Annotated in this window: 27 protein-coding genes and 1 riboswitch; all 27 genes read left to right on the top strand. The window is 39.0% G+C overall.

Annotated elements, in window-relative coordinates; all coding sequences use genetic code 11:
• The first annotated feature begins 393 nt into the window (after nucleotides 1–393).
• A complete protein-coding gene (locus tag CARFE_RS0108835) occupies nucleotides 394–735 on the top strand; it encodes a hypothetical protein (protein ID WP_028052501.1) in 342 nt (113 codons plus the stop codon).
• Nucleotides 736–872: 137 nt separating this feature from the next.
• Entirely contained in the window at nucleotides 873–1,421 is a 549-nt protein-coding gene (locus CARFE_RS0108830; RefSeq protein ID WP_028052500.1) for a hypothetical protein, read from the top strand.
• Nucleotides 1,422–1,547: 126 nt separating this feature from the next.
• Nucleotides 1,548–1,775: a hypothetical protein gene (locus CARFE_RS0108825; RefSeq protein WP_028052499.1), complete on the top strand. Its 228-nt coding sequence runs from the start codon at nucleotides 1,548–1,550 to the stop codon at nucleotides 1,773–1,775.
• Nucleotides 1,776–1,859: 84 nt separating this feature from the next.
• On the top strand, nucleotides 1,860–2,693 hold the full coding sequence (locus CARFE_RS0108820; protein WP_028052498.1) for a hypothetical protein: 834 nt from the start codon (nucleotides 1,860–1,862) through the stop codon (nucleotides 2,691–2,693).
• 1 nt (nucleotide 2,694) lies between these two features.
• Complete coding sequence (locus tag CARFE_RS0108815) at nucleotides 2,695–3,447, top strand: hypothetical protein (RefSeq protein WP_034541930.1); 753 nt, start codon at nucleotides 2,695–2,697, stop codon at nucleotides 3,445–3,447.
• Between the two features lie 287 nt (nucleotides 3,448–3,734).
• Nucleotides 3,735–4,238 (top strand): hypothetical protein, encoded by a 504-nt coding sequence (locus CARFE_RS0108810; protein WP_154652751.1) that lies wholly within the window; start codon nucleotides 3,735–3,737, stop codon nucleotides 4,236–4,238.
• A 28-nt stretch (nucleotides 4,239–4,266) separates the two neighbouring features.
• A complete protein-coding gene (locus CARFE_RS0108805) occupies nucleotides 4,267–4,923 on the top strand; it encodes an ABC transporter ATP-binding protein (RefSeq protein ID WP_028052495.1) in 657 nt (218 codons plus the stop codon).
• Nucleotides 4,916–5,575 (top strand): hypothetical protein, encoded by a 660-nt coding sequence (locus tag CARFE_RS0108800; protein ID WP_028052494.1) that lies wholly within the window; start codon nucleotides 4,916–4,918, stop codon nucleotides 5,573–5,575. Before CARFE_RS0108805 ends, CARFE_RS0108800 begins: the two co-directional genes overlap by 8 nt.
• 124 nt (nucleotides 5,576–5,699) lie before the next feature.
• Nucleotides 5,700–6,359 carry a magnesium chelatase domain-containing protein gene (locus tag CARFE_RS14840; RefSeq protein ID WP_051250251.1) on the top strand — a complete coding sequence of 220 codons (660 nt, stop codon included), beginning with the start codon at nucleotides 5,700–5,702 and terminating at the stop codon, nucleotides 6,357–6,359.
• Entirely contained in the window at nucleotides 6,344–6,721 is a 378-nt protein-coding gene (locus CARFE_RS0108790; protein ID WP_034541928.1) for a hypothetical protein, read from the top strand. Before CARFE_RS14840 ends, CARFE_RS0108790 begins: the two co-directional genes overlap by 16 nt.
• 131 nt (nucleotides 6,722–6,852) lie before the next feature.
• Nucleotides 6,853–7,119: a hypothetical protein gene (locus tag CARFE_RS0108785; RefSeq protein ID WP_028052492.1), complete on the top strand. Its 267-nt coding sequence runs from the start codon at nucleotides 6,853–6,855 to the stop codon at nucleotides 7,117–7,119.
• Complete coding sequence (locus CARFE_RS0108780; protein ID WP_161625136.1) at nucleotides 7,085–7,954, top strand: tyrosine-type recombinase/integrase; 870 nt, start codon at nucleotides 7,085–7,087, stop codon at nucleotides 7,952–7,954. Before CARFE_RS0108785 ends, CARFE_RS0108780 begins: the two co-directional genes overlap by 35 nt.
• A gap of 12 nt (nucleotides 7,955–7,966) precedes the next feature.
• Complete coding sequence (locus CARFE_RS14835; protein WP_051250250.1) at nucleotides 7,967–8,308, top strand: transcription termination/antitermination NusG family protein; 342 nt, start codon at nucleotides 7,967–7,969, stop codon at nucleotides 8,306–8,308.
• Between the two features lie 298 nt (nucleotides 8,309–8,606).
• Nucleotides 8,607–10,334 (top strand): primase C-terminal domain-containing protein, encoded by a 1,728-nt coding sequence (locus tag CARFE_RS0108765; protein WP_028052490.1) that lies wholly within the window; start codon nucleotides 8,607–8,609, stop codon nucleotides 10,332–10,334.
• On the top strand, nucleotides 10,322–10,720 hold the full coding sequence (locus CARFE_RS15645) for a hypothetical protein (RefSeq protein WP_051250249.1): 399 nt from the start codon (nucleotides 10,322–10,324) through the stop codon (nucleotides 10,718–10,720). Before CARFE_RS0108765 ends, CARFE_RS15645 begins: the two co-directional genes overlap by 13 nt.
• Nucleotide 10,721: 1 nt before the next feature.
• Complete coding sequence (locus tag CARFE_RS0108755) at nucleotides 10,722–11,180, top strand: hypothetical protein (protein WP_028052489.1); 459 nt, start codon at nucleotides 10,722–10,724, stop codon at nucleotides 11,178–11,180.
• A 15-nt stretch (nucleotides 11,181–11,195) separates the two neighbouring features.
• Nucleotides 11,196–11,666 (top strand): metal-dependent hydrolase, encoded by a 471-nt coding sequence (locus CARFE_RS14825; RefSeq protein WP_028052488.1) that lies wholly within the window; start codon nucleotides 11,196–11,198, stop codon nucleotides 11,664–11,666.
• Nucleotides 11,667–11,678: 12 nt separating this feature from the next.
• Nucleotides 11,679–12,104, top strand: a complete 426-nt coding sequence (locus tag CARFE_RS14820) for a 3D domain-containing protein (RefSeq protein WP_051250248.1) — start codon at nucleotides 11,679–11,681, stop codon at nucleotides 12,102–12,104.
• 150 nt (nucleotides 12,105–12,254) lie between these two features.
• Entirely contained in the window at nucleotides 12,255–12,914 is a 660-nt protein-coding gene (gene rnhA, locus CARFE_RS15640; protein WP_051250247.1) for a ribonuclease HI, read from the top strand.
• A gap of 31 nt (nucleotides 12,915–12,945) precedes the next feature.
• Nucleotides 12,946–13,167 (top strand): helix-turn-helix transcriptional regulator, encoded by a 222-nt coding sequence (locus tag CARFE_RS0108730; RefSeq protein ID WP_161625135.1) that lies wholly within the window; start codon nucleotides 12,946–12,948, stop codon nucleotides 13,165–13,167.
• On the top strand, nucleotides 13,164–13,358 hold the full coding sequence (locus CARFE_RS16305; RefSeq protein WP_028052486.1) for a hypothetical protein: 195 nt from the start codon (nucleotides 13,164–13,166) through the stop codon (nucleotides 13,356–13,358). Before CARFE_RS0108730 ends, CARFE_RS16305 begins: the two co-directional genes overlap by 4 nt.
• On the top strand, nucleotides 13,331–13,744 hold the full coding sequence (locus CARFE_RS14810; RefSeq protein WP_034541926.1) for a hypothetical protein: 414 nt from the start codon (nucleotides 13,331–13,333) through the stop codon (nucleotides 13,742–13,744). The genes CARFE_RS16305 and CARFE_RS14810 overlap by 28 nt, the downstream gene beginning before the upstream one ends.
• 56 nt (nucleotides 13,745–13,800) lie before the next feature.
• On the top strand, nucleotides 13,801–14,130 hold the full coding sequence (locus tag CARFE_RS0108715) for a hypothetical protein (protein ID WP_154652749.1): 330 nt from the start codon (nucleotides 13,801–13,803) through the stop codon (nucleotides 14,128–14,130).
• A gap of 87 nt (nucleotides 14,131–14,217) precedes the next feature.
• Nucleotides 14,218–14,925 carry a thermonuclease family protein gene (locus CARFE_RS16570; protein WP_245570770.1) on the top strand — a complete coding sequence of 236 codons (708 nt, stop codon included), beginning with the start codon at nucleotides 14,218–14,220 and terminating at the stop codon, nucleotides 14,923–14,925.
• 19 nt (nucleotides 14,926–14,944) lie between these two features.
• Nucleotides 14,945–16,363 (top strand): S1C family serine protease, encoded by a 1,419-nt coding sequence (locus CARFE_RS15635; RefSeq protein WP_028052484.1) that lies wholly within the window; start codon nucleotides 14,945–14,947, stop codon nucleotides 16,361–16,363.
• A gap of 275 nt (nucleotides 16,364–16,638) precedes the next feature.
• A riboswitch (cyclic di-GMP riboswitch) is annotated at nucleotides 16,639–16,723 on the top strand.
• A gap of 70 nt (nucleotides 16,724–16,793) precedes the next feature.
• On the top strand, nucleotides 16,794–17,282 hold the full coding sequence (locus tag CARFE_RS0108700; protein ID WP_028052483.1) for a hypothetical protein: 489 nt from the start codon (nucleotides 16,794–16,796) through the stop codon (nucleotides 17,280–17,282).
• Nucleotides 17,283–17,375: 93 nt separating this feature from the next.
• Complete coding sequence (locus CARFE_RS0108695) at nucleotides 17,376–18,185, top strand: hypothetical protein (protein ID WP_028052482.1); 810 nt, start codon at nucleotides 17,376–17,378, stop codon at nucleotides 18,183–18,185.
• The last annotated feature ends 64 nt before the right edge of the window (nucleotides 18,186–18,249 follow it).

The raw sequence follows: 18,249 nt of genomic DNA, 5'->3' as shown, positions 1-18,249 counted from the left end.
ATCTTTTCTTTTTCTTAATCTCGATATTCCAGTCATCACGATCACTGTACTTTTTGGCAGTCCTCCAATTGATATTATGGATGTTGGCAATTTGGGAAATGCTGTACCCTTTCTTTTCTCTCAAATATTTGATAGAATTAATATCAGCCATTGCTAGCATCCTTTCTATACCTCCTGTTCGTATTGGTCTACAAACAAGAGGTTATTAGATTTTGGGACTGCTGGCAATGGTTTTTTTTTACTATTCCTAACTCTGCACTTTTATCTTGCCAAACTCTGCACTTTTATTTTGCCATAAACACATCAAGTTTTAAAACCTAATATTTTCGTTGATACAATATAAGTAAAATATTTTTAGAACACTACCTTTCTTTTTTTTTGAGGTGATTTAAAGTGAAGTTCCAAATTTTTTTATTTTATATCAGTATTATTGTAGGAATAATTGGAATAATGCTGGGAAATCGCGCTAACTATCGTTGGTATTGGTTGGCAATTTTTGCTTTTTATAACTTTAGCTATTTAACGGGATTTTCTCGGTTGCTATTTTTAAGCATTGTATGGATTTTGCTTTCATTAACGATTGGTCATTCTTTAGGTTTAGTTACCAGCTTCAAAAAAAGCGTCATAGCTTCCTTATTGGGTTTAGTGTTATGGATTATATTTAGTCTATTGATTGATGATTATTGGCTATTCTTGCCTATGCAGAAAATTTATAATTTATTGGGGTTATATTAGTGATCTGCTTTTGTCCTCCTGGAGAAGGTCCTTAAAGAGAGAATTAAATCGCAGGAACATTTGAATCAGAACTATTAAGAAAAATTTTTGCATAATTGACAAAAAATTTTCAAAAATGTTCAAAAGGGTGAAATTAAATGCAAAAGGCCTTTTTCCTGGCTGTTTTACTGCCATTTTTATTAATAAGTTGTACTACAAATAAAGTTTCAAATGAATCTAAATTATTTGACCTTTCTTCAAAATATTATGGATATGTTTATGGGACATTTAATCATGATTATTCTGTAAGACTTTTTGAATTTGGGCAGATTGTCAAAAAGGCTTCGGAAGTTAAGAATGAAAGGGATATAGATTACTTAAAAGGAAGAATTGATGCTTTTTTACTGGGAAAGCCCGGAAGTGTTGGTGAAATAGCATCGGTTAACAAAGAATACTTGGATAAAATAATAATTCCGGAATTACAGCAGCCAATTTTTAACCTTTTAAATGATATGGAACTTTATATAAGTAATCTTGACAAAATCGTTGAAGAAAAAAATTTTCGAAAATTAAAACAGTTGCAAGAAGAGTTAAAGGAACTATACCAGCTTGAAAGAACAATCAATGATGATAGATACAGAAATCCTCAAGAGAAAGAAAGGTATTTAACAGCTATCGAAAAAATGGAGAAAATCATGAAAAAATAAGGTGGTTTGGTTATAATAAGTTACCGCACATGCTAAATGACAGTATTGAACTTACACTGACTGGCAACAATTTTAACTAATTGGCTCAACTGAAAAATTCGTTTTTCAATTTTTGGATTTAAAACAATGTTTGAGATAAATGTTGGTGGTGACTTTGATGCAGCAGACTGTTGGGTTGTTAGGGGAGATGGTATAAGAGTATCAGATAATTTTGCATGCTATGAAGGACAAGGAACATATAGAATAAGTTTTAATACCAATGAGAATGCAGGTACTTTTATTAAACTTTATGCGCAAAGCCATAATCTAAACTTTGTATACGTATCTATGAGCGGATATGCAGATTTAAGATAGAGTAGAAGCGATAAAGACAAACGGATCTAACCTGGGGCAATGGTATTAGCCATAACCCCAGGTTAATTTGCGGAGGTGAATTAGGTGCTTAATCTGTTAAGAACGGAATTCAGCAAGCTTTTTAAAAGAAAAGAGTTTAACATAGTTCTGACAGCAGAGATTGTACTGATTGCGGTTTTTTTTATTTCAACATCTGCGACCTTCTATAAAAGCTATACTTCGGAGTTACCTTCTGCTTATCAATTGTGGATAGGCTACGAAAATACTAACTTTAACTTTATAAAATATTTATATTATCTATTTTTCCTTACTCTACCTGCCAGCATAGCATTTGCGGATACTTTTTTGGAAGATAAAAAAGGGCATGTTCTTAACTTTATCATAACGCGCTGTAATAAAAGTTTGTATATCCTGAGTAAAGGTATCGTAGTCTTTTTTTCAGGCTTTATAGTAATTTTTTTGCCGTTATTGATACATCAACTTCTATGCATAGCCGCTTTGCCTTTATATACCGCCTCCGAAGTAATTGTTGGAAACCCTACCTATGATAGATATTATCTTACGAAGCTTTATTTTCAAGGACTACACGCTGTAAATCCGTATTTACATAACCTCTTATATATTTTTTTAGATGGCCTTTTTGGTGGCACGATTGCAGTTTTTGCCTATTCCCTATCGTTTTTAAAAAATGTAAATAGGTATATAGTTATGATTTTCCCTACTGTCCTCTTTTTTACAGAAAACTTTTTATTTGCTCTACTTGGAATGGCAAATTATTCCCTGAGTTATTTTTTATATGCTACTACCGGCATAAAAGGATTGGATTATAAGGTGTTTACATACTCTTTAGCAGCTTTGCTAATAGTAAGTTTATTGATTATTATATTATCTTCCAACATAGAAAAGGATGAGATTTAAAGTGCATTTAGAGAAAATATTGTCAATAGGTGGAAAAAGACGGATAATAGGATACCTAATGGTATTAGCTTTTAATATACAAATAGCAATACTTGCGGCTAAACAAATGGAATCAATAAATAATTTCCATATAAATGATATTTATATCCTCTTTTCCCGTTTGGTTTATTTTGCCCTGTATTACATACCGATTTTTCTTACAATCATAAGCGTTGAAGATATATTAAATGATTATCTGATATTAACAAGATTAAAGGATCTTAGTATATGGTGGAAAAAAAAGTTTAAACTTCTTTCATTAGATACAGGATTGTACGTTATCTTTCTTGAGCTACCGATAATTGTAACGGCAATAATATATATTGGAATACCGCAAATTTTGGAAACAAAAACCCTTGTATTTATGGCAGCTGATTTTATTATAAAATACCTGATTTTTTTGATAATAGGGATTATTTATAATATATCGTCCTTTGTAAGTAAAAGGCAGTATATAGGTTTCGTTGCTGGTTTTTTTGCAGGTGGTTTTGATTATATCTTGCAACTTTGTAATTTAGATAGATACGCAATGACCATTACGGGAATGTTACTAAAGTTTTTTATTTCTTCAGATTTACCCACCGGGAAGTTTTTATCTTTAGCGATAGTATACTGTTTCTATTTGGTGTTTTTATCTCTGTTTTTATTCCTTGTAAGCAGGGAAATCTTAAGGAAAATCGATGTAGGTAGAGGTGATTTCAAATTAAAAAGCTGACTTTATTTCTTCTTACCGTAGTCATAATTGGGGTTTTATCTTCTTTATTTGGGCTTAATTACATAAAAACCTTCGGGGAAGGGGATTCGGTAGAGTTATTAACAATATTTACCAATAACTTTTTACCTTTCCCTGAAGAAAAAATAACTTTTGTGTTTCCGATGTTTATTATCTATATTGCTCCCAAGTTATTTGCCCTTTTTGGTTTGGGGGATTTTTTCTATAAAGATTTTAGAATATGTTCTGTTTATGTTTTTACAAGGAAGGACAATAGGGTAAATTGGTTTATGAATAAATTATTTAAGATGTTAGAATACCTGCTATTGTATTATGCCGGTATTACTGCTGTTGTTGTAATGGTTGGCCTCGTTAATAATTTACCCATACTGTCGGTGGAGCATCTTTTAATGATATTTGCTGTAACTGTTGTTCTTAATGTGATGGCCACCTTAGTGTTTGTTTTACTGACTAACATCTTATCTTTGTATATAGGCGCTGAAATGTCTCTGGCCTTAACTTTGCTTATCTATGCCTTTTTGCATCTTCAGGCCTTTGTTAAACTAAACAGCCAACTGCAAAATTTATTAATAAAACTCGACCCTGTACTGCAACCGGTGCTACCGTGGCATGATAACAGCTTTCTGCAAAAATATCTTAAACTTTTAGATATGCCAGCATTAACAGGATTTAACGTTTGGTGGTCATTACTTATATTAGGAGTATATCTGGTTTTGGTAATTTTAGCGGGGATCAGAGTTATAAAAACAGTGGAGATAACCGATAAGATTTAAAATATTAAAATTGGGGTGGTGGATCAAGATGAAGGCGGTAGAAATACAACATTTGACTAAAATAATCGGTGGGCGGACGGTATTGGATGATATAACCCTTGAGCTTGAAAGGGGAAAAATATATGGTTTTTTTGGCAGAAATGGTTCCGGGAAAACCATGTTGTTTAGAGCTATCTGCGGTTTAATAAGACCTACTCGTGGTGAAGTTAGAGTATTTGGCAAGAAAATTGGTTTGGATATTTCATTTCCCGAAAGCTTAGGTTTGATAATAGAAAACGTGGGATTTTGGGATCAGTGGACGGGATTTCAAAATTTAAAATTTTTAGCCTCGATAAAAAATATCATTAAAGATGAAGATATTAGAACTGCTATAAAAAGGGTAGGACTTGATCCGGATGATAAACGGCCTTATAAAAAATACTCTCTGGGTATGAAACAGCGGCTGGGGATAGCCCAGGCTATAATGGAAAAGCCTCAACTTCTTGTCCTGGATGAACCCACTAACTCTCTTGACGAAGAGGGTGTTAAGCTTATTAGAAATATCTTGCTGGAGGAGAAAGAGAGGGGAGCGACAATACTCATCGCAAGTCATATCAAAGAAGACATCGACTTACTTTGCGATGATAAGTTCAGGGTAGAAGCCGGAAAAGTATATCCAGCAGGGAGTGTTATTAAAGATGAATAAAAGTTCTATTTTAGTTATGTCTTTGGTTATTGTTATAGCGTTAATTACCGCCGGTGTAGTCCGAGCTTCTTATGTCGATACTGATAAAATTAGTCCGGATAATTTAGAGAAGTATAAAATAATTAGTTTAGGAGGTATTAATGAAGGCAATCTTTCCTTTTCCGACCTGGTAAACGATTCTGAAGTTATAGTTAAAGGAATAGCTTTAGACGAAAGGAAATACCTCCACGGTGCCAGCCTGGCATCATTTAAAGTGGTTTCCGTATATAAAGGAGATCGTAGTTTAAAAGACAAAACTATCTATATTTTTGAACCATCTTTTTTTAACTTTAAATATAAGACGTTTTATATTTACAACGGATATAATTTTATGAAAAATGGGGATAAATATATCTTATTTCTAAAAAAATGGCCGTACAACAGATACGTGAGATATAACCCCTTTTACAGAAATAAGGACCTGTATTTGCTGTCCCATAATAGTGGCATTGATAAATACAACGTAAACAATGTTTTATTTAATAAATTTGTGTCCGAGGAGCAAAAGTATTATGGACAAATAAAACAATATGAATTTATTGCCTACAGCAAGGAGGAAGTAGATAAATACAATGAGATTAAAAGGAAAGTTTTATCCAATTTTTTGAATTAAAACTTAAAATCATGTTTAAGATTAAAATTTCTTTTCCTGCTTTTTCAAGCAGGCTTTTTTCTTTTTAGAGGAATTTTTTGAAATATGCCGAATAAGAAACAAAAATGGCTAAAGGAGAAGAAAAATGCTTTCTAAAGTACATACGGTTGCCTTAAACGGCATTAACGGCGAAATAGTGGAGGTGGAGGTGGACATTAACCGTGGGCTTCCGGGGATGGAGGTAGTGGGCCTTCCCGATACGGCGGTAAAAGAATCCCGGGAGCGGGTAAAGTCGGCGATAAAAAATTCCGGGTTTGATTTTCCCATCGCCAGGATAACTATAAACCTTGCCCCCGCCGACTTAAAAAAAGAAGGCTCTCATTTTGATTTACCAATAGCGCTTGGTATATTGGCGGCGAGCGAACAGTTAAATGCTGACCTTTCAAATTACATCTTTTTAGGGGAACTATCCTTGGAAGGTCAGGTGCGGGAGGTTGATGGAGTCTTACCTTCGGTATTAGCGGTGCGGGGAAAGATTCCCAAAGCGGTGGTGCCGTACAATAACCGTACCGAAGGAGCGTTAGTATCCGGTGTTGAGGTTTACGGGGTAAAGAACCTAAGAGAAATCGTAGCCTTTTTATCGGGAGAAGAAGAGCTTAAACCGGAAAAGCCTCTTGATATTACCGAAATAGTCCGGGAAAAACCCGATGAAGAGCTGGACTTTGCCGATGTAGCAGGACAGGCGGTAGCGAAAAGGGCTTTAGAGATTGCGGCGGCTGGCAATCATAATTGCCTAATGCTATGAACGAATTCCGGAAAAAGTTTAATACGGGAAATGGAACTTATTTAAAGGTGAAGCGGGAAAATTTAAACCGGAGCTACCGAACTGTTACAGTGCGATTTAGCAGTTACGACGTAGAGCGGATAAATCGTTACCTAATGGAGAAAAAGATAAGCCAGTCGGAACTGTTGAGGAAAATAGTAAGCAAAAAAGAATTAAGCTATACGGTAAAAAAGTCCACGGGAAGCAGGGTAGTATTAAACGCTATGAAAACATTCAGCGTTGAAGATAGGCTTTATAGAAAATTAGAAAGCTGGTCTGATAAATTAAGCTTAACACCATCAGAACTTATAAGGGAGTTAATTTTATCCGGGATAAAAGAATAAAAGTGCAAGATAATTAGTCCTAACTTTGCATTTTTACCCGGAAGAGAATAAAAAAAGAACATCAAAACCTGCATTTTGGGGCTGAAAGTTGGCCGAAAAAATGCAGGTTAAGTTTTTAGGAGGTGTTTTTAGTGTTATCACCGGAAGCAAGAAAACTTTATGAGAAACTCTACTTGTTATCTGACAGCAAAGAAACCTTTGAGGAATTTTTGAAGGAGTATCAAACCAGAGGTTTTGTGCTGGAAGACAGCAAAACCATTCTCGATAAAAGCTTTTGCATAGCAGAGCTGTTAAACGACTATCAGCAGTTTAAAAAACTTACCCAAGAAGAATACGAACTGCTTTTTGATTTTGCGGTATTTCTTGAGCAAATACTTAACGTCTGCCGGGGTGAGTAAACTGAAACAAGAGATGCTTTCTTACATTGAAAATTTGCCAAACAAGCTAACAAGAAAGATTTACCTGAACGCTTTTAAAGCCCTTGAAAAATTTATAGAGAAAACCTACCAAGAACCCTTTGAGCCGGACAAGATAATTCTGGACGATGTTTTGGATTTCCACAAGCACCTTGTAAAGACCAGAAGTCCCAGCACGGTAGACACCTATTTTACGGTATTAAGAAAACTTTACAGGCAGTTTCTTCCCGAAAAAGCCGAATACTTCCGGCAGAAAGCAGTAAGACAGAAACTCGCACCAAAGGCCTTAACCCTGCAGGAGCAGAGAAGGCTTTTAAGGGAGGCGGAGAAGGCAAAACTGCGAAGCAAGGTAATAATCTACACCCTGCTTTACACGGGAATGAGAATAAATGAACTGGCGGAACTGACGTGGCAGGATGTAGACCTGAAGGCGAAAACAATCACCGTCAAGTACGGCAAACACAACCGTTCAAGGGTAATCCCGATAAACCAGAAGCTTTTGGAAGTGCTGAAGCAGTACCGGGAAGAAACAAAAGGGCAGGAACACTTCCTGATGTCCAACTTCAAGCGTCCGATGTCCACCGACCAGATAAGAAGAGTAGTGGAAGAACTGGGCAGGAGGGCAAAGGTGGAGCTCACACCCCACACTCTCCGGCACACCTTCGCAACGAACCTGATAAACGCTGGAGTGCCTCTTACAAACGTCGCAATCTTATTAGGACACACCAAGCAGGACGGGATGCCAAACTTAAACGTAGTGGCAAGATATACCCTGCCGGATATGAATAGGCTGACAGAGGACATAGAGAAAATATAAGGGGGTATCTTCTTGGGCACAGGCTGGTATATTATTAACACTTATGCCGGGCAAGAAGCCAAGATCAAAGAAAGACTGGAGGCATTTTCGGCCAGTAAAAATATTTTCAGGATTTTCGTCCCGCCAGCGGAAAAGATCATGGTTCAAAACAAAAACGAAGAACTCGTAGAACGCAAGGTCTATCCGGGCTATATTTTGGTAGAAATGGAACTTAATCAGGAAACATACAACGTTGTAAGAAAAACTCCCGGCGTAACAGGATTTGTCGGAGGATTGAAACCTATCAAATTTACCGAAGAAGAAGTTAAAGAAATTTTGTCTTACCCTCTTCAAAATATTGACAACCTGCCATAAACTGCTTAAAAATAAAAGTAAGACCACTCCTTTTACAATAGAATACCATTTTAGACCACTCCTTTCGATGATGTTGCTCATGACCCCCTGCTGAACCCGGCAGGGGGTCATGCTTTTTAGGGGCAGTCAAGCCTCTCAATGCACACAACCCACGTTTTGTCCCCTTTTCTCGGCCGTGCGAAACGCACGGCTTTTTTCTTTTTTAGACCCCTCCTCATCCTATCCACCCTCCCGGCCGTGGGTAAAATTCCACGGCCTTTCTTTTTTAGAAGTAACATCATCGAAAGGAGGACGGAGCGTGGGATATAAGCTTTTAGAACCGGCAGAAGCGGTTTTGAAACTAATCGAAGAAAACATTAAACAGGGCAAATGGACATTCTTTGGGGAAACAGAAAATGACGAATTTGTTGACGAAGTGCCGGTTAAAAAGCTTGACACTATTTTGAAAAAGATAAGCGATAAAAGATACACCTATTTTACTCCAAACGGGTTTAGTCAACAGCGTTTTGGGAAGACCAAAAATAACGTAGAGCTTTTGAACTCAATCAGTCTGGATATAGACGAAGCAGTTGATTTCTGGGAAATTATTAATGCTTTAGAAGCAGAAGGACTGCCCGAAGCGACTCTAATAGTTCCTACACCTCACGGCTGGCACCTGCACTGGAAAATTGAAGCGGTAAAAGCCAAGAAAAGCAACCAGAACGCCTATTTAAGGGCAATGTCATACATTCGCATAGCTTTGAACAAATACTTTTTTGTAGATCCGCAGGCTATTTCAACGGAGAGGTATTTCCGCATACCAAGACAGCCGGCATTTTACTCCGGCAAGACTTACACGCTGGATTTCTTTACCGAATGGGCAAATAAGGTAGAAGCCGAAATGGGAATAGACTACCTAAATCAATTTACAGTTGCAGTTAAAAACGGAAGAGTAACCATAGTAGGAGAACTCCTCAACGACCCGGCAGTTCAAAAACTCCTTGAAGGTGTTCCGTTTGGCATCAGGAACCGTTCCTGCTACTCGCTGGCTTTAGTATTCAAAGCCGCAGGTTTCAGCTTTAAAGAAGCGTTGGAGGAACTGCTACGCTGGAATAAGAGAAACAGCCCACCGTTATCAGAAAAAGAGGTTAGAAAAGCGGTAAGTTCGGCCTACAGAAGCAATAAAATGCCTTCTGCAAGATGGCTTTATACCCTTACGGGAATTGCTCCAAAATTCAGAGTAGTTGTAAAAACTGCCCCCAGAAGAAAAAATGCCGATGAAGCAATTTTAAACGCAATTAAAGAGAACGGCGGAAGCTTGGAAGCAGACTATGACAGTCTTGCAAAAACACTGGGATTAAGCAGAAGCACGGTAATCCGCCACATTCAGAAACTCGAAGAAGAAGGAAAAATCCAAAAAGAAACCATTCGTCAGGGTAGAAAGGGATGCGTTACACGTTTAATTCTCAACGAAGTTAATATCGGCACTGAAGAACAAAAGACCAGAAAAACTAAAACCGCACTTAAAGTCCAAAAAGTTGCTGTGTCTTCAAAGACAACAGTTAAGCAAAAAATTACCCCTCCTCGTACCTCAAAACAGTTACCAAATCTTAACAGTATCAAATCCTATAACACTATGGTCTTGGGGGTGGGTGGTGGGGGGTCTGCCGGGCAGGCAGGCAGGAGACCCTGCATAATACCACAAGAGTATCTTAAAAGCTATATCTCTCTTAGATGGGGTGGTGGGGAAATAATCCTTCTTGGAGCAGTATACCTGCTTGAAAGAGTAAGAGGGAGCAAAAGGGAAGCCAAAAAAGGCACTGCTGTAGGAATTCCTGCTGTTGGGGTAAGAGTGCCTTTGGAGAGGAAACCGGAAAGCAAGGAAGCTGTCGGTTTGCTTTGCTTTGCCTGCGGGGATTTCCTGAATGACCGTTTCCCACCTGTAAGAAAGGCTTTTGCAAGCTGGCGTAGTCCGCCAAGCAAGAAGTGTTTTGGACGGGTAAACCAAGAAAACGACCGGGAGGAGGCAAAAAAATGGGCAATTTGAGAAAGCTGAAGCGTACTTTAGAGAAGTCTTCTGGTGTTCAGAAAGAACCGGAAAATCTTTTCAGCCGCATAGACAGCGGCATAATAGGCAAAGTAGAGGTGGTTGAGGTTAAGAAAGACGCAGAATTGAAAAAACCGCTTGAGGAGATGAACTTTGATGAGCTCTGGGAGGAGCTTATTCGTGTGGCAAACCGGGAATATGACGGTCATTTTATGCTTTTGCGGTTTACGACAAACTGGCGTTGTTGCTTTGGCACGGTTGAGGCAGACCCGATGACGACCCTTTACATGGCCGAAGGAACGACACTGGAAGAAGCAATCCGCAACGCATTGAAGAACCGTGTTGATGCTGACAAAATACTCAAAATGGCGGAGGAGGCTGAATAGCTTGAAAGAGGGTGTTTTCAGGAAAATTCCAAAACTGAAGCCTTTAAAGTCCAAGTATCACACGCTTCCGGAAATTTTAGAGGCAAACGAAAGCGACGTGGAAGCGTTGATTGAGGCAAGAGGTATCAGGGTGTCAGAAAAGGAAGTTGAGAAATACAACCGGATGGATTTCAAAAACCTTCTGGTTGAGCTTGGGCTTATAGCGTGGGAAGAGTATGACGGCCACTATATGCTTTTAAAGTTCACCACGAACTGGAGGTGCTGTTTTGGGACGATATACGTTGACAATCCAAACACGATGGTGATGGCCGGAGGCAGAACTCCGGAGGAAGCGATAAGAAAGGCGATAATCTACCGGATAGATGACGAATTTGTCGAAGAAGCGGGAGAGATTTTGAGACAGCGTTGGGAAGAACGGGCAAAACGACTGGCGATATCTATGGGGATTTTGAAGAAGTAAGGGGGTATAGTTAGCTTGCTTGGCAGAACCCATTTCATGGGCGGAGCTCTGGCTGGACTGGCACTGGCAAAATCAATGGGACTGCCTCTGGGAGAAGTCTGGGCAGTAACGGGAATAGCAGGATTTTCGGCGTTACTTCCCGACGTGGACACTCCAAAGTCAACCGCCGGGAACGTGCTGTTTCCTCTGGCCTTTGTGCTTAACCGGACTCTTGGGCACAGAGGGGCAACCCATTCCCTGCTGGCAGTATTAATGCTGGCACTGGCCGGAGCTTTTATCCCGGGAGTAAAAACGATATACCTGTTTGCCTTCGTGGCCGGGTATTTAAGCCACCTGTTGCTTGACTTCCTGAACCCGGAGGGAGTGCCTCTGCTTTATCCGTTTGGAGGCAGGTTTTCGCTTGGGCTTTTTACGACCGGGACGATATTTGACAACCTGCTTACAGTGGTGCTTTTTGCGATTTTGTTTGCTGGCCTGAAGTTTTAGAAAAGGGGGGGCATGAAAATCAGAGTTTTAGGGGCATTTTTACTGGCGGTTTTTGTAATTTTAACACCTGTCAACGCATTAGAAGCAAAAACTGTTTCTGCACCCAAGAAAGCTACAACCACAAAAACTCGTAAAACCCGAACGGTAAAGGTTAGCCGGAATATAAACTACCGCACTGCTGAATTTTTAGTAACGGCCTATACCCATACAGGGAATAAAACCTGCTCCGGCACTTGGCCAAAATACGGCACGGTTGCGGTAGATCCGGAAGTAGTACCGCTTGGCACGAAACTTTACATCCCGGGATACGGCTACGGCGTAGCGGAGGATACAGGCGGGAAAATCAAGGGCAACCAGCTGGATGTCTTCTTCCCGAACCGGGAAGATGCGGTAAACTGGGGCGTCAGGAGGCTGGAAGTAAGGATATTTCTTGATTAGAAGGGGGACGCAAGCGTGAAAGACACAAAGCTTGATATACTCGTTCAAAACTTGGCCAATTTTCTTGTGCTGATTTTGGGAATTTTAATCGGGCTTGGAATTGCAAAGGTGCTGGGCATTTAAAGAAATAAACCGAAAGGAGCGTGCCGATTGATTAAAGTTTACTGCGACGGTCTTTGCCAGCCGGTTAACCCCGGAGGCACTGCCTGCTACGGCTGGGTTGCTTATCTTGGAAATAAGAAGCTGTTTGAGGACTGGGGCGTTGTCTGTTCCGGCAGGAAAGCAACCAACAACCTTGCCGAATATACGGCAGTAATAAAAGCTCTGGAGTGGCTTTACAGTAACGGCTTTGCGACGCAGAAGATACAGGTTTATTCCGACAGCCAGCTTGTGGTTAATCAGGTTAACGGCCTGTATAGCATAAAATCTGCCGGGATTGTTCCGTTATACCGGGAAGTTCAGAGACTATCCCGGGAGTTCAGTAACCTGAAAATTTTCTGGATACCCCGGGAGAAGAACAAAGAGGCGGACGCTTTATCCCGCAGAGCTTACCGGGAGTATCAGGAAGAGTACCACAGGAAAAAGCGACTGCAAAATGCCGGAGAGCTTTCCCGGTATGTAGTCCAGAAAGACCCGGCAGTTTTCTTCGTGCCATCCCTGACTTTTAGCGGGCAGTATTACCTTGTTAACCTCAAGCACCAGACCTGCACCTGTCCGGATTTTCAGAAGCGAAAAAGGAAATGCAAGCACATTTTGGCGGTAGAAATTTATCTTAAGGGAACTGGTAAAAATGCAACTGCATCCGTTTGAACCTGACTATGTAGTCCCACCCGGTAAAACTTTGAAAGAAATAATGCAGGAAAAGAAAATTTCTACAAAAGAAATGGCTGGAAAATTGAAACTGTCAGAAAAAGAGTTTAGCGACTTGCTAACTGGAAGATTAGAAATAACTCTTGAGATAGCTTACAACCTGCAGAAAGCGACAGGTGTTCCTGCAGCCTTTTGGCTGAACTTGGAGAAAATTTACCGGAAAGCAAAAATACAGAAAGGGAGGAGCGTATGATTAAGAACTGCTGTTACTTCTGCGGGGTTATAACCTATTCGGTTCTTACCCTGAACGGCAAGAAGTATCAAATTTGCGACAATTGTTTGGAAAAGAATATGCAGTTTCAAAAACGCAAAGCAAACCTGCCTTTAACCGGGGCAAAAAGCAAAGGAGGGGGAAAATGGCGGTTGCAAAAAAGCAACTTTTAGAAAAGCAGGCACGCAAAGCCCAGGAAGAAGCAATAAAAAAGCTCAAAGAACTTGAGGATACTTTTATAGAAAATCTTGCTCATTATCTTAAAACTACGCCTTGGCAGGAAGTAGAAAGGCGATTTTTTATGGCAAAAATGTACCGGACACACGGCAGGTTAATCAAGAAGCTTTATGAAAAGCATTATTTGCCTCAAGTTAACGGTATATGGTGCAAGGTTGAAAAGGATAAAATTGACAGCTTTTTTGAATGGAGTAAAGAGGATTACTGCCAAACAATGGAGAATAAATGGGAAGAAAAACTCCTGCTGGCGGGAGAGTATACGGCAGAAGACAAGCGGCTTTACGAGAAGCTGAAAATTCTTTGGAAAATTATGCAGAAGTAACGAAAATATAGAGAGGTTATTTACTACCTTTACACCTGAAAGCTGGTGGCGTTATGTTGCTTGAAGGAATAGGCGTAAAACTTGCAGATTACCTGCAGGTTCTGTTTACGCAGACAGAAAAACGTTCCAGTGCGGCAACATTCGATTTTTCCAGTGTGCTGTCGCTGGACAACCTTAACAACATTGTACTGCTGGCAATATTTGTTTTTCTGCTGCGAATGGCCTTCCGAACGGTATTTGAAAGAATACCGGACAAGTTTATAGATTTTGTGCTCTTATCTTCTCTGGCTTGTTTTATGCTGGTAATGATCTGGTTTCCGGAGTTTGGGCAGAAGGTGGAATATGGGTTAATTTACCTAAAGCATATTTGGCAACTTCCTACTTAAAAACCATCGGAAAAATGCGAAAAAGTGTTAACTTTTTTTGGTATTTACTGTAAAATAAAGTTAAAACAAGAGAAGGGGAGTGGTCTGGTGCGGGGAAGTACGGCAAAAACAGTCTTAATATTTCTTTTGCTTTACCTGCTTGCAGGTTTGGCCTTTCAGTTGGATAAAGCCGAAGCAGGGATTAAGACCCTGCAAGCAGTTGTAACGTCTGTTTCCGACGGGGATACCGTTCACGTCAAAATAGGAAACAAGGACGAAAAAGTTCGCCTGATTGGGGTTAATACGCCGGAAATTTCTCACCCGGAACTGGGTATAAAAGAACAGCCTTTTGGCAGGGAAGCGGCGGAATATACCAAGAGACGCCTTTTGGGGAAGAAGATCTGGCTGGAACTGGACGTGGGGCAGAGAGATAAATACGGCAGGATTTTAGCTTACGTCTGGCTTTCTCCGCCTTCGTCCGGAAGCGAAAAAGAAGTCCGGGCAAAGATGTACAATGCAGAGCTCCTTTTAAACGGCTATGCTCAAGTGATGACCGTTCCGCCAAATGTTAAGTATTCCAGCCTGTTTGTTAAGTTCCAGCAAGAGGCAAGAAGTAAGAAAAAAGGCTTGTGGGGAGTAGCTCCTGCTCCTATAAAAACTAAAGTAGCCTATGTAGGAAACTCCCGTACCAAAAAATTTCATTACCCTGACTGCCGTTGGGCAAAGGAAATAAGTCCTGCTAACAGAGTAAGTTTCTCCAGCAGGGAGCAGGCTGTAAGGGCAGGTTACGTGCCGTGTAAAGTGTGTAACCCGTAACAAAACTGGGGGGATTTTAGTGCAAAAATTAAAAAAATTAATAGGAGTTATCATTGTTATTTCATTCTTGCTTTTTCAAACCGAGGTAGTTTTAGCAGGTTCCAAAAACTATCCACCATCAATAACATCATTTTTTGCAAGTAAAACTGTAATATATTCTGGCGAAACGATAACCTTAAGTGTTAAGGCGAAAGATAAAAACAAAGATAAAATATATTTCGAATGGTCTGTGGCAGGAAACGGTTCAGAAACAGGGAAATTGTCCTCAAGAACATCTTCAAAAGTTACTTGGACTGCTCCTAAAGTCCTCACTGACACATACTTCAACATCAAATTAAAAGTTTATGATAGCAAAAAAGCGGCTGTATATAAAACTGTCAAAATATTGGTAAAGCCAAAAACTTTGAGCCAGCTTTTTGAAGAATTAAAGAGCAGTTCGGTTGTTGTTGCAACGCCTGGTGGTACTGGAAGCGGTGTCGTTATTTCGCCAGATGGAAGAATTTTAACTTGCTATCATGTCATTAAAGGGCAAAACAGGGCTGAGGTTATTTTAGCTAATGGTGAAAAATATTCGGTAGAGAAACTGGAAAGATATGATTATATAAACGATTGGGCAATTATTAAAATTAATGCGAAAAATTTAAAGTCAGTTAGTTTAACCACAAAATTGCCAGATGTGGGGCACCAGATTTTCACCATAGGTAATCCCCGGGGGTTAGGATGGAGTATCTCAAGCGGTATTGTAAGCAGCAGCGATAGGGAAATTTATGGAAATAAGTACATTCAAATAACTGCACCTGTAAATCCCGGAAATAGTGGAGGTCCGCTTTTTAATATGAAAGGTGAATTGGTTGGAATAATTAATATGAAGCTTGCTGATAGTGAAGGACTTAACTTTGCTATTCCTTGTAAGACAATTTTGGACAATTTAGAAAAGGCTATGTTTAAAGATGCTCCTTTATATGATGTATTCAATGACACCTCTTATAAAGAACAAATAAATTCTCTTGTTGACTTTTTAAATAATGGAAACCACGAAAATTTTAATCCTCTTGTTATTGGATCAACGAATTATGGGAGAGTATTGTACCAAAATGGTATATATGTTGATAATGAAACAGGCCTTATAATGTATGGGGTTGATATTATAGTAAATTACAATCAATTTAGGTTGATGTACTTAAATCATTTAATAAACAATGAATTTAATAATAGTTTTTCGTTTTTTTCATATTACTTTACAAAAACTTTTTCGGACGCAATTGGAACGACTACTTTTGATTTATGGTATGGAGTTTATGATGAACTGGATTATATGCCAACAGATAACTTGGTGCCGGCGGAAAATATAAAGTACGTGAACGGGAAGTACGTGGTTGATTGGTATTTTTATTATGCGAGAAGTGGGTTTAATAATTTTGAGGAAAAATGGTATTAAGTTTAGTTATTAAAACTTGACTAAAAAGAAAAAGTAATAACGATAGGTTAAAAACTTCAAAAAATTAAATAAACCTCAACGATAAAGCGAGTGCAATCTTTTATAACAATCTTATGATACAGGAAAACAAGGTCCAGCTAAAAGAAAAAGAAATAAGAAGGATTGTTAGTTTTTTAACTGCCACAAAACCATAACAATTTTGACATTGCCAGGGATAATCCCTTGACTTGGGGAGAAAATGGTAATACGATTGAATTTGAAGAAACTTAATAATGTCCCGATAAAGGCAAACCCGGCGAAAGCCGGGGACGCAAAGCTAAAGGGGCTAAGGCCGTAAGGCTATGCCAGCCAGCTGCCGAAGGTGATTAGAGGTTTATTAACCCTCCGCCTTCCGGCAGGAGGGTTTAAAATTTTAAAAGGGGGTGTTTGAATGAAGAAGAAAATGATTTTGCTAATAACGGCTTTATTGCTTAGCATTGCTTTTCCTGCTTTCGCGCAAAAAATTGTTTTATCTTATTATGCTGATAATACTGAAAAAGCGGTGACGGATAGTTTATATCAAAAGAGCAGTAGCCAAGGAGAATTAAACATAAATAAAGATATAAATAAAGATAATAAAAAACAACAGAACTTGGTGAATGAAAATAGCAATAAAAAAGATGCAAGTGAAGATAACCAAAAGACTTTAATAAAGGAAGAAAAAGACAACAATCAAACTAAAGTAGATGAAGTAAATTATCAGGATGAGGAAAATGCTCTTGAAAATAAGGAGGTGATTGATGAAGAGGACGAATCCAGTACAATAGATGATGATTACAATCAGAATGAAACAAACGAAGATAGCCAACAAGGTCAAGAAAGCGACGATAATAATTATGGGATAGATAGTGAAGATGACCAGCAGAATCAAGACGATTAAAAAGATTTATTAAAAGACATGTTATTAAAATTCAAAACAAAGTTTTATTGTTGTCTAAAAAATTTTAGAAGATTAAAAAAGGGGGTATTCAGAATGAAAAAGCTGACAGTTTTAGTTTTAACCGTATTCTTACTGGGACTTGCTTTTCCGGTACTGGCGGATACTACTACCGCTACTACCAGCACCACCCCGGGAGTAAGTGATACTGTTTATACCAGCCAAACTCCAACTGTAAGTGACACGACCTATACCACCCCATCGGTAACGGATCAAACTTATCAACCGGTACCGGCTCCAGCAGACAACAAGTTGCCTTTTGATTTAAGCCTTTTAAACAACCTGTCTTACAGCCAGCTAAAACAGTTGAAGGAAGAAATTGAAAATCTTTTGGAGCAAAAAGAGAAAGAACTTCAGGAATTTAAAGGGATTGTAACTTCCTTTGACGGACAAACTCTTATCGTTAAAGGAGAAAACGAAGAAAAAACTTTTGTAGTTACACCGGATACGGAAATGGAAGTAAAAGGAGAGTTAGGTGCCGGTTATAAAGCAGAAGTAAAATACGATCCGGCAAGCAACGAGGCTGTAAAAGTTGAAGCAAAACCTGTAATACTGGAATATACCGGTATGGTAATTTCTTTTGATGGCAACAATCTCACCGTTGCCCGGGGAAATGGGGAACAAAAAACCTTTGTTATTACGGAGAAAACCAAAGTTGAAGGAATAGGGAAGGTCAAAGGAGAAAAAACCATAAAACCGGGTTATAAGGTAGGGGTGAAGTATACCCTTGCAGGAAATGCCGTTGAGGTTAAAGTAATTCCGGCAAAAGTTAAGAAAGAAAATGAAAAAGAGAAAAAAGCAAAAACAAAAAAATCTGCAAATAAAACATACTACAAAAAAAGATAACCCGTTTTAGCAATGGCCGACTGGTTTCTATAGCCAAGTCGGCTTTATAATTTTTTAAGGCATA

Origin of the sequence: Carboxydothermus ferrireducens DSM 11255 (assembly GCF_000427565.1) — a bacterium.
Classification (GTDB): domain Bacteria; phylum Bacillota; class Z-2901; order Carboxydothermales; family Carboxydothermaceae; genus Carboxydothermus; species Carboxydothermus hydrogenoformans.
Note: the sequence above shows the minus strand (reverse complement) of the source record. Positions and strands in the feature narration are given on the sequence as shown.

Bases quoted from the DNA above. Each gene is read 5' to 3' on its own strand.
- CARFE_RS0108695 (WP_028052482.1), top strand. From the start codon at position 17,376: ATGAAAAAGCTGACAGTTTTAGTTTTAACCGTATTCTTACTGGGACTT.
- CARFE_RS16305 (WP_028052486.1), top strand. From the start codon at position 13,164: ATGATTAAGAACTGCTGTTACTTCTGCGGGGTTATAACCTATTCGGTT.
- CARFE_RS14840 (WP_051250251.1), top strand. From the start codon at position 5,700: ATGCTTTCTAAAGTACATACGGTTGCCTTAAACGGCATTAACGGCGAA.
- CARFE_RS0108830 (WP_028052500.1), top strand. From the start codon at position 873: ATGCAAAAGGCCTTTTTCCTGGCTGTTTTACTGCCATTTTTATTAATA.
- CARFE_RS0108810 (WP_154652751.1), top strand. From the start codon at position 3,735: ATGAATAAATTATTTAAGATGTTAGAATACCTGCTATTGTATTATGCC.
- CARFE_RS15645 (WP_051250249.1), top strand. From the start codon at position 10,322: ATGGGCAATTTGAGAAAGCTGAAGCGTACTTTAGAGAAGTCTTCTGGT.
- CARFE_RS0108825 (WP_028052499.1), top strand. From the start codon at position 1,548: ATGTTTGAGATAAATGTTGGTGGTGACTTTGATGCAGCAGACTGTTGG.
- CARFE_RS0108700 (WP_028052483.1), top strand. From the start codon at position 16,794: ATGAAGAAGAAAATGATTTTGCTAATAACGGCTTTATTGCTTAGCATT.
- CARFE_RS14820 (WP_051250248.1), top strand. From the start codon at position 11,679: ATGAAAATCAGAGTTTTAGGGGCATTTTTACTGGCGGTTTTTGTAATT.
- CARFE_RS0108805 (WP_028052495.1), top strand. From the start codon at position 4,267: ATGAAGGCGGTAGAAATACAACATTTGACTAAAATAATCGGTGGGCGG.
- CARFE_RS0108800 (WP_028052494.1), top strand. From the start codon at position 4,916: ATGAATAAAAGTTCTATTTTAGTTATGTCTTTGGTTATTGTTATAGCG.
- CARFE_RS14810 (WP_034541926.1), top strand. From the start codon at position 13,331: ATGGCGGTTGCAAAAAAGCAACTTTTAGAAAAGCAGGCACGCAAAGCC.